Genomic DNA, 15707 nt, shown 5'->3' on the forward strand with positions numbered 1-15707 from the left:
TAAAGCGTGGCTACCTGGGACGACGTCGCCCGTATCGTGGGTGGGCTGCCGCTGACCGCGGAGCAGGCACCGCACGACTGGCGTGTTGGCCGCAAGCTGCTGGCCTGGGAACGGCCGCTGCGCAAGTCCGACCGCGAAGCCCTGACCAGGGCCGGATCGGAGCCACCGTCCGGCGACATCGTCGGTGTCCGAGTGTCGGACGAGGGGGTGAAGTTCGCCTTGATTGCCGACGAGCCGGGCGTGTACTTCACCACCCCGCATTTCGACGGCTATCCAGCGGTGCTGGTCAGGCTGGCCGAGATCGAGGTTCGCGACCTCGAGGAGTTGATCACCGAGGCCTGGCTGATGCAGGCGCCGAAGCAGCTGGTGCAGGCGTTTCTCGCCAATTCAGGCTGACATGCCCGACGGGCCCGGGCGTTCGATTACCCGTTGTAGATCGGTGACACACGCTTGGACGATATCGGCGCGCACCACTTCGTTGCTGCCACAAGCAGCCGATTGCAGTGTCGACGCGGTTGCGCGGGCGGCGGCCGCGTGCTCGTTCGCTGCCGTCGGATCCGCGTCGGCCAGGCCGGTTCCCGCGGCGAGGTCGGTGAGCACGGCGTGCACGGGCGTTGGCAGCTTATCGCCACCAGGCCCGGCAATGGTGCGAGCCAGATGCAACACCGAACTGACCAGCAGGGCCAGGTAGACGGCCTGTTGATCGAGATCGCGGACAGTGCTGCGCACCCCCCATCGGCGGGGCGCTCGCCGCGCCACCATGGCAGCGTTGGCGCGCACCTCGATGAGCCCGTTCAGCTGCTGATGCAGTCGATCAGCGGCTGCCATCGGCCAGTCGGGCGGGGCGCTGGTGGGATCGCTCACCGTGTTCACCAGCTCGGCGAGGATGTCGCGCACAGCGGCCAACACGTCGGCGCGCGCACTGCACAGCATGACCACCGGGTCGGGCGGGAAGAGCAGAATGCTGAACACGATAGCCAGCCCACCACCGACCAGCGCGTCGAAGAGGCGTTCGAAAACCACACTGCCGTTGGACGCGAAGACCAAGACCAGCACCGCGGAGACGGCGGCCTGGTTGATGAACATTAAGCCTTGCGCGACCAACCCGCGTGCGCACAGCACCGCGACCGACAACGCGATGAACACCACCACACCCATGGCGATCGGTCCGGAACCAAGCAGAGCATGCACGCCAGCACCCAGCACGATCCCCAGCGCCACCCCGACGATCATCTGTTGGGCACGTCGTGCGCGCAGCACGTTGGTCGCCGACATGCACACCACAGCCGAAATCGGCGCGAAGAACGCCTGCGGATGGTTGAACACGTCATGGGTGAGATACCACGCGAGGCCGGCGACGACCGATGTCTGGGTGATCGGCCACAGCACGGTGCGCAACCGTTGGGCGACCGCACGGCCGCCGCAGGCCGTCCTGACTAGCAGCGAAGCGCTCATGAACGCCTATTTATTCACACTCGGGTGCGACGTCGTAACCGCAAAGATCTGGTCATGCCTGCTGGACCCGCTTGGGCTGGGCATCTATTCCGGACTCCTTACGTTGCTGAGCGGTAATGGGCGCCGGCGCGTCGGTGAGCGGATCGACGCCGCCGCCGGTCTTCGGGAACGCGATCACCTCACGGATCGAGTCCATCCCGGCCAGCAGCGCGGTGGTCCGGTCCCACCCGAACGCGATTCCGCCGTGCGGCGGTGCGCCAAACATGAACGCCTCCAACAGGAATCCGAACTTTTCCTCCGCCTCGGCCTTGTCCAGGCCCATCACCGCGAACACCCGTTCCTGGATATCACGGCGGTGGATACGCACCGAGCCGCCACCGATCTCGTGGCCGTTGCAGACGATGTCGTACGCGTCGGCCAGCACGCTGCCGGTATCGGATTCGATGCGGTCCTCCCATTCCGGTTTCGGCGCGGTGAAGGCATGGTGCACCGCGGTCCAGGCCCCCGAGCCGACCGCGACCTCACCGGCGGCGGTCGCTTCGTCGGCCGGCTCGAACAGCGGCGGGTCAACGACCCAGACGAATGCCCACGCATCGGGGTCAATCAGGCCCAGCCGGTTGGCGATCTCGACGCGGGCCGCGCCCAGCAGTGCCCGCGACGATTTGACCGGACCGGCCGAGAAGAAGATGCAATCGCCGGGTTTGGCCCCGACATGGTCGGCCAGTCCGGTGCGCTCGGCCTCGGTCAGGTTTTTGGCCACCGGACCGCCCAGCGTGCCGTCTTCGGCGACCAGCACGTAGGCCAGTCCGCGGTGGCCGCGCTGCTTGGCCCAGTCCTGCCAGCCGTCCAGCGTGCGCCGCGGCTGCGACGCCCCGCCAGGCATCACCACCGCGCCCACATACGGTGCCTGGAAGACACGAAATGTGGTGTCGGAGAAGAAATCCGTGCATTCGACGAGCTCCAGCCCGAACCGCAGGTCGGGTTTGTCCGTACCGAATCGGCGCATCGCTTCGGCATAGCCGATCCGCGGGATGGGCGTCGGAATCCGGTAGCCTATCAGCGCCCACAGCTCGGTCAGAACTTCCTCGGAGATCGCGATGATGTCCTCGGCGTCGACGAAGCTCATCTCCATATCGAGCTGGGTGAATTCGGGCTGGCGGTCGGCGCGGAAGTCCTCGTCGCGGTAGCAGCGGGCGATCTGGTAGTAGCGTTCCATCCCCGCCACCATCAGCAGCTGCTTGAACAGCTGCGGGCTCTGCGGTAGGGCGTAAAACGAACCGGGGTGCAGTCGGGCCGGCACCAGGAAGTCGCGCGCTCCCTCCGGGGTCGAGCGGGTGATCGTCGGCGTCTCGATCTCGACGAAGTCGTGACGCGCCAGCACCGCGCGCGCAGCGGCATTCACCCGGGAACGCAGTCGAATCGCCGCAGCGGGGTCGTCGCGGCGCAGATCGAGGTAGCGGTACTTCAGTCGCAACTCCTCACCCGCCGGTTCGTCCAGCTGAAACGGCAGCGGCGCACATTCGCCCAGCACGGTCAACGACGTGGCGTTGACCTCGATCTCGCCGGTGGCGATCTCCGGGTTGGCGTTGCCTTCCGGGCGGATCTCGACGACGCCGGCCACCGATACGCAGAATTCCGCACGCAGCCGGTGAGCCTGCGCCAGCACCTCAGTGTCCTGGGGGTCGCGGAACACCACCTGTGCGATGCCCGAAGCGTCCCGCAGATCGATGAAGATCACGCCGCCGTGGTCGCGGCGGCGAGCCACCCAGCCGGCCAATGTCACCTGCTGCCCGGCGTCGCCTTCCCGTAGCAAACCCGCGGCGTGGCTGCGCAGCACAAACACTCCCCTTCAACCGGATTAACCGACTGCTCAGTCTAGAGGTGCCCGCGGCGCACATCGGTCACGCAGGATAATTTCGGCTCATCTCAACAAACATTGCAACAGGCATTGCCCTAGTCGGACCCGGTGCCGTCGGAACGACGGTCGCCGCGCTGTTGCACAAGGCCGGGTATTCGCCGCTGTTGTGCGGCCACACTCCGCGCGCCGGGATCGAGCTCCGGCGAGACGGCGCAGACCCCATCGTGGTGCCCGGTCCGGTGCACACCAGTCCTCGGGAGGTTGCCGGCCCGGTCGATGTGCTGATCCTGGCGGTCAAGGCCACTCAGAACGACGCCGCACGTCCCTGGCTGACCCGCCTGTGCGACGAGCGCACCGTGGTGGCCGTGCTGCAAAACGGTGTCGAACAGGTCGAGCAGGTCCAGCCGCATTGTCCGTCCTCGGCCGTGGTTCCCGCGATCGTGTGGTGTTCGGCCGAGACCCAGCCGCAAGGGTGGGTGCGCTTGCGCGGTGAAGCCGCACTGGTCGTTCCCACCGGGCCCGCGGCCGAGCAGTTCGCCGGGCTGCTGCGCGGTGCCGGCGCCACGGTGGACTGCGACCCCGACTTCACCACGGCGGCCTGGCGCAAACTACTGGTCAACGCGCTGGCGGGATTTATGGTGCTGTCCGGACGGCGGTCGGCAATGTTCCGCCGCGACGACGTCGCGGCATTGTCGCGCCGCTATGTCGCCGAATGCCTGGCGGTGGCGCGCGCTGAGGGTGCCCGACTCGATGACGACGTCGTCGACGAAGTGGTCCGCCTCGTCCGGTCGGCCCCGCAGGACATGGGCACCTCGATGCTGGCCGACCGGGCAGCCCACCGGCCACTGGAATGGGATTTGCGCAATGGGGTGATCGTCCGCAAGGCCCGCGCCCACGGCCTGGCCACCCCGATCAGCGACGTGCTGGTGCCGCTGCTGGCGGCTGCCAGCGACGGTCCCGGATAGCAATGTAGCTAATGTCTAGATCATGTACCCCTGCGAGCGGGTAGGCCTGAGCTTCACCGAGACCGCGCCTTACCTCTTCCGCAACACCGTCGACCTGGCCATCACGCCCGAGCAACTCTTCGAAGTGCTCGCCGACCCGCAGGCCTGGCCACGCTGGGCAACGGTGATCACAAAGGTGACCTGGACCAGTCCCGAACCGTTCGGCGCCGGCACCACCCGCATCGTCGAGATGCGCGGGGGTATCGTCGGCGACGAAGAGTTCATTTCGTGGGAGCCTTTCACCCGCATGGCATTTCGGTTCAACGAATGCTCCACCAGAGCCGTCGGCGCGTTCGCCGAAGACTATCGGGTGCAGGCCATCCCCGGTGGTTGCCGGCTGACCTGGACCATGGCGCAGAAACTCGCCGGCCCGGCGCGGCCGGCGCTGTTCGTCTTCCGGCCCCTGCTGAACCTGGCGCTGCGCCGGTTTCTAAGGAATCTGCGCAGGTATACCGACGCTCGGTTCGCCGCTGCGCAGCAGAGTTAGGCTGGATCGGCCGATTTCGGGAGCGTGCGATGACCTTCAACGAGGGTGTGCAAATCGATACCAGCACCACGTCGACCTCGGGTAGCGGTGGCGGGCGGCGCTTGGCCATCGGGGGCGGCCTCGGTGGGCTACTGGTGGTGGTGGTCGCAATGCTGCTCGGCGTCGATCCCGGTGGCGTGCTGAGCCAACAACCTCTCGACACCCGCGACCACGTAGCACCCGGTTTCGACCTGAGCCAGTGCAGAACCGGGGCCGATGCCAACAGGTTCGTGCAGTGCCGGGTGGTGGCCACCGGTAACTCCGTGGACGCGGTATGGAAACCGCTGTTGCCCGGCTACACCCGCCCACACATGCGGCTGTTCAGCGGCCAGGTAGGCACCGGATGCGGACCGGCCAGCAGCGAGGTCGGGCCGTTCTACTGCCCAGTGGACAAAACGGCCTACTTCGACACCGACTTCTTCCAGGTGCTGGTCACCCAATTCGGTTCCAGTGGCGGCCCATTCGCGGAAGAGTATGTGGTGGCCCATGAATACGGCCATCACGTGCAGAACCTGCTGGGGGTGCTCGGCCGCGCTCAGCAGGGTGCGCAAGGTGCTGCGGGCAGTGGCGTGCGCACGGAGTTGCAGGCGGACTGCTACGCCGGGGTGTGGGCATACTACGCGTCCACCGTCAAGCAGGAGAGCACCGGTGTGCCTTACCTGGAGCCGTTGAGCGACAAGGACATCCAAGACGCCCTCGCGGCCGCGGCAGCGGTGGGCGACGACCGTATCCAACAGCAGACGACCGGACGCACCAACCCCGAGACCTGGACGCATGGCTCGGCCGCGCAACGGCAGAAGTGGTTCACTGTCGGATACCAGACTGGCGACCCCAACATCTGCGACACCTTTTCCGCCGCGGACCTGGGGTAGGCGAATTACCAGGGACGAGTCGAGCACTGCACGCCGCTGCCGCCGTCCTGCGACACCACCACCTGGCCGTCTACAACAATCTCGCAGTGGAACTCCGGATTGACCCGCAGGCCGCCGCTGGCGGTGACGATCGCCCACTGGCTCGGGTTTGCCAGCGTGGCGGTATAGACCAGCGGCTGACCGCCAGCGATCGGAGTGTGCAAGGTAATCATGTACTTCGATGAATCGGCATTGAAAGCCGCCATGCTGGGCGGATCGGCGCTCATGTACCGAATGTTGGCCATCAGGTCGCTGGTGGTCGTGACGGTGTAGGTCACCTGATGCCCGACCGGATCCGCGCGGGCAATCGCCGGGATGACCCCGCTGAGCGCGGCTCCGGCAAACGTCACCAGCGCGACGGCGCTTGGCACTGTGCGCACGGACGTCATATCTAAAACGCTACCGGATGCGTTACCGACGCCGGCCGGCACTGCATGCGATGACCGTCGCCCGCCATCCGGGCAAGCCGAATTGCGTGAGCCGCACCGCCATTAGCAGCCGAAAGCTGTCGTTGGCCTCGGGCTTCGCGCTCTGGAGGCGATCGCTGGTGTGAGCGTCTACGCAGTTCAGAAAGCCTTTCCGAGCAACGCGCCGAGGTAACTTCAGATTTCGGCAGCCGGTTTACCCGCAGGTAAACCAGGGCGGGTATGAAACGTGAGTGGGCGCCGATCTGAAGCAGCCGCAGGATGCCGATTCACCCCCGAAAGGGGTTAGCCGCCGTAGGTTCCTGACGACGGGCGCGGCAGCGGTTGTTGGGACAGGTGTCGGCGCGGGCGGGACCGCGCTGCTGTCGTCACACCCCCGGGGTCCTGCCGTCTGGTATCAACGTGGTCGGAGCGGCGCGCCTCCGGTGGGTGGTCTGCACCTGCAGTTCGGCCGGAATGCCAGCACCGAAATGGTGGTGTCCTGGCATACCACGGACACCGTCGGCAATCCGCGAGTCATGCTGGGCACGCCAACCTCTGGCTTCGGCAGCGTCGTGGTGGCCGAGACCCGGTCGTACCGGGATGCGAAGTCCAATACCGAGGTGCGCGTCAACCACGCTCACCTGACCAACCTGACACCCGATACCGACTACGTCTACGCCGCGGTGCACGACGGTACAACTCCGGAGCTCGGGACCGCACGGACCGCACCGTCGGGTCGAAAACCGCTACGCTTCACCAGCTTCGGTGATCAGTCCACTCCCGCGTTGGGCAGACTGGCCGACGGGAGGTACGTCAGCGACAACATCGGATCCCCCTTCGCCGGTGACATCACGATTGCGATCGAGCGTATTGCCCCGTTGTTCAACCTGATCAACGGTGACCTGTGTTACGCCAACCTGGCACAAGACCGAATTCGCACCTGGTCGGACTGGTTTGACAACAACACCCGCTCGGCGCGCTACCGGCCGTGGATGCCGGCAGCGGGCAATCACGAGAACGAAGTCGGTAACGGGCCAATCGGTTATGACGCCTATCAGACCTACTTTGCGGTACCCGACTCGGGATCCAGCCCGCAACTGCGCGGGCTATGGTACTCGTTCACCGCCGGCTCGGTGCGGGTGATCAGCCTGCACAACGATGATGTGTGCTACCAGGACGGTGGCAACTCCTACGTACGCGGCTATTCGGGCGGCGAACAACGGCGCTGGCTGCAAGCCGAACTCGCCAACGCTCGGCGCGACTCGGAAATCGACTGGGTGGTCGTCTGCATGCATCAGACCGCGATCTCCACCGCCGACGACAACAACGGTGCCGACCTCGGAATCCGGCAGGAATGGCTACCGCTGTTCGACCAGTACCAGGTCGACCTGGTGGTGTGCGGCCACGAACACCACTACGAGCGGTCACATCCGCTGCGCGGGGCCCTGGGCACCGATACCCGAACACCGATACCCGTCGACACCCGCAGCGACCTCATCGACTCAACCCGGGGAACCGTGCACCTGGTAATCGGTGGGGGCGGCACGTCGAAGCCGACCAACGCGCTGCTCTTCCCGCAGCCTCGGTGCCAGGTGATAACCGGCGTCGGGGATTTTGATCCCGCGATCCGGCGTAAGCCGTCCATATTCGTGCTCGAGGATGCGCCGTGGTCGGCGTTCCGCGACCGCGATAATCCTTACGGCTTCGTGGCCTTCGACGTCGACCCGGGTCAACCCGGCGGCACTACCTCGATCAAGGCGACGTATTACGCGGTGACTGGGCCGTTCGGGGGACTCACCGTCATCGACCAATTCACCTTGACCAAGCCGCGCGGCGGATAGCTCAGAACAGGGTCGCCTGAACGGGTACCAGTGCCGCTTCGGTCTCCGGCGGCGCCGGGCGATGATCACCCGCCAACCGATACTTTGCGATCAGCGGTGCCACCCGTTCCCGCAGCATCTCGCGGTAGCTCGGCGGTAGATATGGCCCGCGCCGGTACAGTTCGCGGTACCGGCTGACCAGTTCGGGATGCGCGCGGGCCAGCCAGCACATGAACCAGCCGCGCGTCGAACCCCGCAGATGCAGGCCAAAGACCGTTACACCGGTGGCGCCTGCGGCCGCGATCTGGCCCAACAGTTGGTCAAGGTGCTCGCCGGAGTCGGTGAGTTGTGGCAGCACCGGCGCGACCATCACGTGACAGTCCAAGCCGGCGGCGCGAATTGCGGTAATGAGCGCCAGCCGCGCCTGCGGTGTTGGCGTACCCGACTCGACATCCCGGTGCAGCTCCGGGTCGCCAACGGCCAGCGACACCGCCACCGACACCGGCACTTGTTGGGCGGCCTCGGCGATCAACGGCAAGTCCCGTCGCAGCAGGGTGCCCTTGGTCAGGATCGACAGCGGCGTACCGGATGCCGCCAGCGCGCCGATGATGCCCGGCATCAGGGCGTAGCGGCCCTCCGCGCGCTGGTAGGGGTCGGTGTTGGTGCCCAACGCGACGGTCTCGCGCCGCCAGGACGGCCGGCGCAACTCGTGACGCAGCACAGCGGCGACGTTGGTCTTGACCACCACCTGGGTGTCGAAGTCGGTGCCCGGATTGAAGTCCAGGTACTCGTGGGTGGGGCGGGCGAAACAATAGCGACAAGCATGCGAGCAGCCGCGGTAGCCGTTGACGGTGTAGCGAAACGGCAACGCGGCCGCGTTGGGCACCTTGTTCAGCGCTGATTTGCACAACACCTCGTGGAAGGTGATGCCGTCGAATTGTGGCGCGCGAACGCTGCGGACCAGGCCGATCCGCTGCAACCCCGGCAGCGCCCCGTCGTCAACGGGCATCCCGTTCACCGCGACGGCTTGCCGGGCCCAACGCATACCATTATTCGAACAACCGTTCTATACTTTGTCAACGCTGGCCGCTACCGAGCGCCGCACAGGATGTGATATGCCATCTCTGCCCGCACAGACAGGAGCCAGGCCTTATGACAGCATTCGGCGTCGAGCCCTACGGGCAGCCGAAGTACCTAGAAATCGCCGGGAAGCGCATGGCGTATATCGACGAAGGCAAGGGTGACGCCATCGTCTTTCAGCACGGCAACCCCACGTCGTCTTACTTGTGGCGCAACATCATGCCGCACTTGGAAGGGCTGGGCCGGCTGGTGGCCTGCGATCTGATCGGGATGGGCGCGTCGGACAAGCTCAGCCCATCGGGACCCGACCGCTATAGCTATGGCGAGCAACGAGACTTTTTGTTCGCGCTCTGGGATGCGCTCGACCTCGGCGACCACGTGGTACTGGTGCTGCACGACTGGGGCTCGGCGCTCGGCTTCGACTGGGCTAACCAGCATCGCGACCGAGTGCAGGGGATCGCGTTCATGGAAGCGATCGTCACCCCGATGACGTGGGCGGACTGGCCGCCGGCCGTGCGGGGTGTGTTCCAGGGTTTCCGATCGCCTCAAGGCGAGCCAATGGCGTTGGAGCACAACATCTTTGTCGAACGGGTGCTGCCCGGGGCGATCCTGCGACAGCTCAGCGACGAGGAAATGAACCACTATCGGCGGCCATTCGTGAACGGCGGCGAGGACCGTCGCCCCACGTTGTCGTGGCCACGAAACCTTCCAATCGACGGTGAGCCCGCCGAGGTCGTCGCGTTGGTCAACGAGTACCGGAGCTGGCTCGAGGAAACCGACATGCCGAAACTGTTCATCAACGCCGAGCCCGGCGCGATCATCACCGGCCGCATCCGTGACTATGTCAGGAGCTGGCCCAACCAGACCGAAATCACAGTGCCCGGCGTGCATTTCGTTCAGGAGGACAGCCCAGAGGAAATCGGTGCGGCCATAGCACAGTTCGTCCGGCGGCTCCGGTCGGCGGCCGGCGTCTGACCGCAACCGGGCCTCATGCTAGGCCACCGGCGACCGACGGACTTCCCGCGCGAGCCGCTCCAAAAGCCTCAGCCGCTCGGGGTGGTCGGCTCGTCAAACGACAGCCCTATCAGCCGAGACACCACGTTGTGCAGCGCGTCAAACACCTCCAGGATCTCTTCTCGGCTACTCGAAACCCATGTTTGAAACGTATGACGCCCACCGACAAGAATGGCCGCCTTGAGGCCCTGCGGCCACGGTGGCGCAAGTGATTTCGGTGACTCCGGCTGGAAGCGGCGACTACCCAGCCAGCCGCGAAATTACTTCGGCCACAACCGAATCCATCGAGACCGAAACTTGCTCACCCGTCGTCAAGTCCTTCACTGCGACCGTCCCGGCCTCGATGTCGCGGTCGCCCGCTACCAACGCAACACGGGCGCCGGAACGAGCGGCCGCGCGCATCGCGCCTTTGAGCCCGCGATCACCATAGGCAAGGTCAACCCGCACCCCGGCCGCGCGCAGTCGTCCAGCCAGCACCGCCAGCCTGAGCTTGGCCGCCTCGCCAAGCGGCACGCCGAACACGTCGCACCGGGCGCTGTCCCCCGCCGTCTTGCCCTCGGCCCGCAGCGCCAGCACGGTCCGGTCCACGCCCAGCCCGAACCCGATGCCCGACAAGTCCTGCCCGCCAAGCTGGTGCATCAGGCCGTCGTAGCGCCCCCCGCCGCCGATCCCCGATTGCGCACCAAGCCCGTCATGGACGAACTCGAAGGCGGTCTTGGTGTAGTAGTCCAGGCCGCGCACCATGCGCGGGTTGATGACATAGGGCACTCCAAGCGCGTCCAGATGGGCGAGCACGGTGTCGAAATGCTGCTTGGCGACATCAGACAGATGATCCAGCAACACCGGCGCCGACGCCGTCATCGCACGCAATTCGGGTCGCTTGTCGTCGAGCACCCGCAGCGGATTGATCCCTGCGCGCCTGCGGGTGTCCTCGTCGAGATCGAGTCCAAACAAGAACTCCTGCAACAGTTCCCGGTACTGCGGACGGCAACTCTCGTCTCCCAGGGAGGTGATTTCCAGCCGGAACCCGTCGAGACCCAACGAGCGGAACCCGGCGTCGGCAATGGCGATCACCTCGGCGTCCAACGCCGGGTCGTCGACGCCGATCGCCTCCACCCCGACTTGCTGTAACTGGCGATACCGGCCGGCCTGCGGACGCTCGTAGCGGAAAAACGGGCCCGCATAACACAACTTCACCGGCAGCGCGCCGCGATCCAGCCCGTGTTCGATCACCGCACGCACCACCCCGGCGGTGCCCTCGGGCCGCAGCGTCACCGAGCGGTCGCCACGGTCGGCGAACGTATACATCTCCTTGGACACCACGTCGGTGGATTCACCCACGCCCCGGGCGAACAGGGCGGTGTCCTCGAAGATGGGCAGCTCGATGTGGCTATAGCCGGCTTGACGGGCCGCCGCGAGCAGCCCGTCGCGCACCGCGACGAACTGCGCCGAGTCGGGCGGGACGTAGTCCGGTACCCCCTTGGGGGCCGAAAATGACGAGAATTCCGTCACCGGCTCAAGCCCTCAAGGAACGGATTGAAGCGCCGCTCGGCCCCAATGGTGGTGGAGTTGCCGTGCCCGGGCAGCACCACCGTGCTGTCGTCGAGCACCAGGAGTTTGTCGACGATGGAGCGCAACAGGTCGCGGCCGCTGCCGCCGGCCAAGTCGGTGCGGCCTATCGCACGCTCGAACAGGGTGTCACCGGTGAACACGATGTCCTTGTCGTTGTTGGTCGCCTGCAGGACCCGGAAGACCACCGACCCGCGGGTGTGACCCGGTGTGTGATCGATGTTGACCGAGATGCCGCCGAGGTCGATCTTGTCGCCGTCTCGGTCCAGCTCCACAACCTGTTTAGGCTCACGAAAGAACGCACCCGCAACCAGCTGCGCTATCCGCGGGCCCAGGCCGTAGATGGGGTCGGTCAGCATGAACCGGTCGGCGGGATGCACATAGGTGGGGCAGCCGAAGGTGTCTGAGACCTTCTGCGCGGACCAGATGTGATCGATGTGTCCGTGGGTGAGCAGCACCGCGGCAGGGGTCAGCCGGTTCTTGTCGAGGATGCGACGCAGCGTGCCCATCGCACCCTGGCCCGGATCGACGATGACGGCGTCGGTTCCGGGCCGCTCGGCCAGCACATAACAGTTACACGCCAGCAACCCCGCAGGAAATCCGGTGATCAACACGGTTCCCAGTTTCCCATCCCCGGCGTCCGGGGACGAGGCGGGCCGCGAACATGGGCCACTTGACACCGGTCGCGGCGCCCCGATTAGCCTGTGCTTTCGTGCCGACCAATGCTCAGCGACGTGCCACAGCCAAACGCAAACTCGAACGACAACTAGAGCGCCGCGCCAAGCAAGCCAAACGCCGTCGCATCTTGACTATCGTCGGTGGCTCACTCGCAGCGGTGGCCGTGATCGTCGCGGTAGTCGTCACGGTGGTGGTCAACAAGGACGACCACCAGAGCACCACGTCAGCAACCCCCACCGACTCGGCCTCGACCAGCCCCCCGCAGGCCGCGACCGCTCCCCCGCTGCCGCCGTTCAAGCCGTCGGCCAACCTCGGCGCCAACTGCCAGTACCCGCCGTCGCCGGACAAGGCCGTCAAACCGGTCAAGTTGCCCCGGACCGGCAAGGTACCCACCGACCCGGCCCAGGTCAGCGTGAGCATGGTGACCAACCAGGGCAACATCGGTCTAATGCTGGCCAACAACGAATCGCCGTGTACGGTCAATAGTTTCGTCAGCCTCGCGCAGCAGGGTTTCTTCAAGGGCACCACTTGTCACCGGCTGACCACCTCACCAATGTTGGCGGTTCTGCAATGCGGCGACCCTAAGGGCGACGGCACGGGCGGTCCGGGCTACCAGTTCGCCAACGAATACCCCACCGACCAATACTCGGCGAACGACCCCAAGTTGAACGAGCCCGTCATCTATCCGCGCGGGACACTGGCCATGGCCAACGCCGGCCCTAATACCAACAGCAGCCAGTTCTTCATGGTCTACCGGGACTCAAAGCTGCCACCCCAATACACCGTGTTCGGCACGATCCAGGCCGACGGACTGACCACCCTGGACAAGATCGCCAAGGCCGGCGTCGCCGGTGGCGGCGAAGACGGCAAGCCCGCCACCGAAGTCACCATCACGTCGGTGCTGCTGGATTAGCCCGACGCTCGCCGAGCAGACACAGAATCGCACGAAATCAGCCCGCCCAATGCGATTCTGCGTCTGCTCGGCGGAGAAAAGCGCGCTACGCGGCCGAGGTCACCCGGTAGACGTCGTAGACACCTTCGACGTTGCGGACGGCGTTGAGCAGGTGCCCGAGGTGCTTGGGGTCACCCATCTCGAAGGTGAATCGACTGATCGCCACCCGGTCCCCCGAAGTGGTGACCGACGCGGACAGGATATTGACCTTCTCGTCGGCCAGTGCGCGCGTCACATCCGACAGCAGCCGGTGCCGGTCGAGTGCCTCGACCTGGATTGCCACCAGAAACACCGACGACGGCGACGGCGCCCATAGCACCTCGATGATGCGCTCGGCCTGCTGCTGCAGCGATGCGGCGTTGGTGCAGTCGGTGCGGTGCACACTGACCCCGCCGCCACGGGTGACGAACCCCATAATCACATCGCCCGGAACCGGCGTGCAGCACTTGGCCAGCTTGGTCAGCACGCCCGGGGCGCCGGGGACGGAGACCCCGACATCGTCGGTGCTGCGTGGGCGCCGCGGCATGGTCGCCGGCGTGGACCGCTCGGCGAGTTCCTCTTCCGCCTGGTCGATACCGCCGAGCTCGGCCAACAACCGCTGCACGACGTGTTTCGCCGACACGTGCCCCTCACCGATGGCGGTATAGAGTGCTGACACGTCCGCGTAGTGCAGCTCGCGGGCCACCGCCGCCATGGACTCACCATTGACCAAGCGCTGCAACGGAAGTCCACCGCGGCGCACCTCGCGGGCCATCGCATCCTTACCGGTCTCCAACGCCTCCTCACGCCGCTCCTTGGCGAACCACTGGCGGATCTTCGTCTTTGCGCGCGGCGACACCACGAACTGCTGCCAGTCCCGCGACGGCCCGGCGTTCGGCGCCTTGGACGTGAAAACCTCGACAACTTCTCCGTTTTCCAGCTTGCGTTCCAGCGCTACCAACCGGCCGTTCACTCGGGCGCCGATGCAGCGGTGGCCCACCTCTGTGTGCACCGCGTAAGCGAAGTCCACCGGCGTCGAACCGGTTGGCAGCGTGATCACGTCGCCCTTGGGGGTAAACACGAAAATCTCTTGCACCGCAAGGTCGTAGCGCAATGATTCCAAGAACTCACCGGGGTCGGCCGCCTCACGTTGCCAGTCGAGCAGCTGACGCATCCAGGCCATGTCGTCGATCTCCGCGGCGGCATGCGGATGAAGAACACCGTTGCGGCCCTTGGCTTCTTTGTAGCGCCAATGCGCGGCGATGCCGTATTCGGCGGTGCGGTGCATGTCGCGGGTACGGATCTGCACTTCCAGCGGCTTGCCCTCAGGCCCGACCACAGTGGTGTGCAGTGACTGGTACACACCGTATCTGGGCTGGGCGATGTAGTCCTTGAACCGACCCGCCATCGGCTGCCATAGCGAATGCACTACGCCGACAGCCGCGTAGCAGTCCCGGATTTCGTCGCACAGGATGCGCACACCGACCAGGTCGTGGATGTCGTCGAAGTCGCGGCCCTTAACGATCATCTTCTGGTAGATCGACCAATAGTGCTTGGGGCGGCCCTCCACCGTCGCCTTGATCTTCGACGCGGTCAGCGTGTTGACGATTTCGGCACGCACCTTGGCCAGGTAGGTGTCCCGGGACGGCGCGCGACCGGCGACCAGCCGGACGATCTCCTCGTACTTCTTGGGATGCAGGATCGCGAAGGACAGGTCCTCCAACTCCCACTTGACGCTGGCCATGCCCAGCCGATGCGCCAGGGGTGCAATGACTTCCAACGTCTCACGGGCCTTGCGGGCCTGCTTCTCCGGCGGCAAGAAGCGCATGGTGCGCATGTTGTGTAACCGGTCAGCCACCTTTATCACCAGCACCCGCGGATCGCGGGCCATCGCGGTGATCATCTTGCGAATAGTCTCGCCTTCGGCGGCGCTGCCCAACACCACCCGATCCAGCTTGGTCACCCCGTCGACGAGATGGCCCACCTCTTCGCCGAATTCCTCGGTCAACGCCTCCAGGGTGTAACCGGTGTCCTCGACGGTGTCGTGCAGCAGCGCGGCCACCAAAGTGGTGGTGTCCATGCCCAACTCGGCCAGAATGTTGGCAACGGCCAACGGGTGGGTGATGTAGGGATCACCGGACTGCCGCAACTGGCTGGCATGCCTTTGGTCAGCGACCTCGTAGGCTCGCTGCAAGATCGACAGGTCGGCCTTGGGATAGATCTCCCGGTGCACCGCCACCAACGGCTCGAGCACCGGATTGGTGGTGCTGCGCTGGGCGGTCATCCGCCGGGCCAATCGGGCCCGCACCCGACGCGACGCGCTGATGCTGGTCTTAAGAGTCTCGACCGGCGACTCGGGCGTCTCGAGAGCGGGCTCGAGAGCCGCAGAAGCCTCCGTGGGCGGTGCAACCGCTTGCGCCGTGAGCTGGTCCTCGGCCACGTTCGTCACCTCCG

14 protein-coding genes are annotated in these 15707 nt (G+C 65.7%); 7 read left to right on the forward strand and 7 right to left on the reverse strand.

Going from position 1 to position 15707, the window contains the following annotated elements; genetic code table 11:
- Nucleotides 1-6: 6 nt before the first annotated feature.
- On the forward strand, nucleotides 7-396 hold the full coding sequence (locus Rv2570) for a hypothetical protein (RefSeq protein NP_217086.1): 390 nt from the start codon (nucleotides 7-9) through the stop codon (nucleotides 394-396).
- Here Rv2570 and Rv2571c read toward each other — a convergent pair.
- Together Rv2571c and aspS are read right to left on the reverse strand one after the other, a co-directional pair.
- Nucleotides 388-1455, reverse strand: a complete 1068-nt coding sequence (locus Rv2571c) for a transmembrane protein (protein ID NP_217087.1) — start codon at nucleotides 1453-1455, stop codon at nucleotides 388-390. The genes Rv2570 and Rv2571c overlap by 9 nt on opposite strands.
- A gap of 52 nt (nucleotides 1456-1507) precedes the next feature.
- Nucleotides 1508-3298, reverse strand: coding sequence for an aspartate--tRNA ligase (gene aspS, locus Rv2572c; RefSeq protein ID NP_217088.1), 1791 nt, complete (start codon nucleotides 3296-3298; stop codon nucleotides 1508-1510).
- A 239-nt stretch (nucleotides 3299-3537) separates the two neighbouring features.
- On the opposite strand from aspS, the gene Rv2573 reads away from it, so the two are divergent.
- The 3 genes from Rv2573 to Rv2575 are packed head-to-tail and all read left to right on the forward strand — an operon-like array spanning nucleotide 3538 to nucleotide 5715.
- The gene (locus Rv2573) at nucleotides 3538-4278 is read left to right on the forward strand and encodes a 2-dehydropantoate 2-reductase (protein ID NP_217089.3); all 741 of its coding nucleotides are present in this window, start codon (nucleotides 3538-3540) and stop codon (nucleotides 4276-4278) included.
- 22 nt (nucleotides 4279-4300) lie between these two features.
- Nucleotides 4301-4804, forward strand: coding sequence for a hypothetical protein (locus tag Rv2574; protein ID NP_217090.1), 504 nt, complete (start codon nucleotides 4301-4303; stop codon nucleotides 4802-4804).
- Nucleotides 4805-4833: 29 nt separating this feature from the next.
- The gene (locus Rv2575; protein NP_217091.1) at nucleotides 4834-5715 is read left to right on the forward strand and encodes a membrane protein; all 882 of its coding nucleotides are present in this window, start codon (nucleotides 4834-4836) and stop codon (nucleotides 5713-5715) included.
- A 5-nt stretch (nucleotides 5716-5720) separates the two neighbouring features.
- On the opposite strand, the gene Rv2576c is transcribed toward Rv2575, so the two are convergent.
- Nucleotides 5721-6185 carry a membrane protein gene (locus Rv2576c; protein NP_217092.1) on the reverse strand — a complete coding sequence of 155 codons (465 nt, stop codon included), beginning with the start codon at nucleotides 6183-6185 and terminating at the stop codon, nucleotides 5721-5723.
- 227 nt (nucleotides 6186-6412) lie between these two features.
- Here Rv2576c and Rv2577 point away from each other — a divergent pair, with 227 nt between their 5' ends.
- Nucleotides 6413-8002 (forward strand): hypothetical protein, encoded by a 1590-nt coding sequence (locus tag Rv2577; protein NP_217093.1) that lies wholly within the window; start codon nucleotides 6413-6415, stop codon nucleotides 8000-8002.
- Between the two features lies 1 nt (nucleotide 8003).
- Here Rv2577 and Rv2578c read toward each other — a convergent pair whose 3' ends face one another.
- Nucleotides 8004-9026 carry a hypothetical protein gene (locus Rv2578c; protein NP_217094.1) on the reverse strand — a complete coding sequence of 341 codons (1023 nt, stop codon included), beginning with the start codon at nucleotides 9024-9026 and terminating at the stop codon, nucleotides 8004-8006.
- 107 nt (nucleotides 9027-9133) lie between these two features.
- Here Rv2578c and dhaA point away from each other — a divergent pair, with 107 nt between their 5' ends.
- Nucleotides 9134-10036 carry a haloalkane dehalogenase gene (gene dhaA / locus Rv2579; RefSeq protein YP_177890.1) on the forward strand — a complete coding sequence of 301 codons (903 nt, stop codon included), beginning with the start codon at nucleotides 9134-9136 and terminating at the stop codon, nucleotides 10034-10036.
- 279 nt (nucleotides 10037-10315) lie between these two features.
- Here dhaA and hisS read toward each other — a convergent pair whose 3' ends face one another.
- Nucleotides 10316-11587: a histidine--tRNA ligase gene (hisS, locus tag Rv2580c; RefSeq protein NP_217096.1), complete on the reverse strand. Its 1272-nt coding sequence runs from the start codon at nucleotides 11585-11587 to the stop codon at nucleotides 10316-10318.
- Nucleotides 11584-12258: a glyoxalase II gene (locus Rv2581c; RefSeq protein NP_217097.1), complete on the reverse strand. Its 675-nt coding sequence runs from the start codon at nucleotides 12256-12258 to the stop codon at nucleotides 11584-11586. Before Rv2581c ends, hisS begins: the two co-directional genes overlap by 4 nt.
- A 50-nt stretch (nucleotides 12259-12308) precedes the next feature.
- Here Rv2581c and ppiB point away from each other — a divergent pair, with 50 nt between their 5' ends.
- Complete coding sequence (ppiB, locus tag Rv2582) at nucleotides 12309-13235, forward strand: peptidyl-prolyl cis-trans isomerase B (protein ID NP_217098.1); 927 nt, start codon at nucleotides 12309-12311, stop codon at nucleotides 13233-13235.
- Between the two features lie 85 nt (nucleotides 13236-13320).
- Here ppiB and relA read toward each other — a convergent pair whose 3' ends face one another.
- Nucleotides 13321-15693 carry a bifunctional (p)ppGpp synthase/hydrolase RelA gene (gene relA / locus Rv2583c; protein ID NP_217099.1) on the reverse strand — a complete coding sequence of 791 codons (2373 nt, stop codon included), beginning with the start codon at nucleotides 15691-15693 and terminating at the stop codon, nucleotides 13321-13323.
- Between the last annotated feature and the right edge of the window lie 14 nt (nucleotides 15694-15707).

It is taken from the genome of Mycobacterium tuberculosis H37Rv (assembly GCF_000195955.2).
GTDB classification, from domain to species: Bacteria; Actinomycetota; Actinomycetes; order Mycobacteriales; family Mycobacteriaceae; genus Mycobacterium; species Mycobacterium tuberculosis.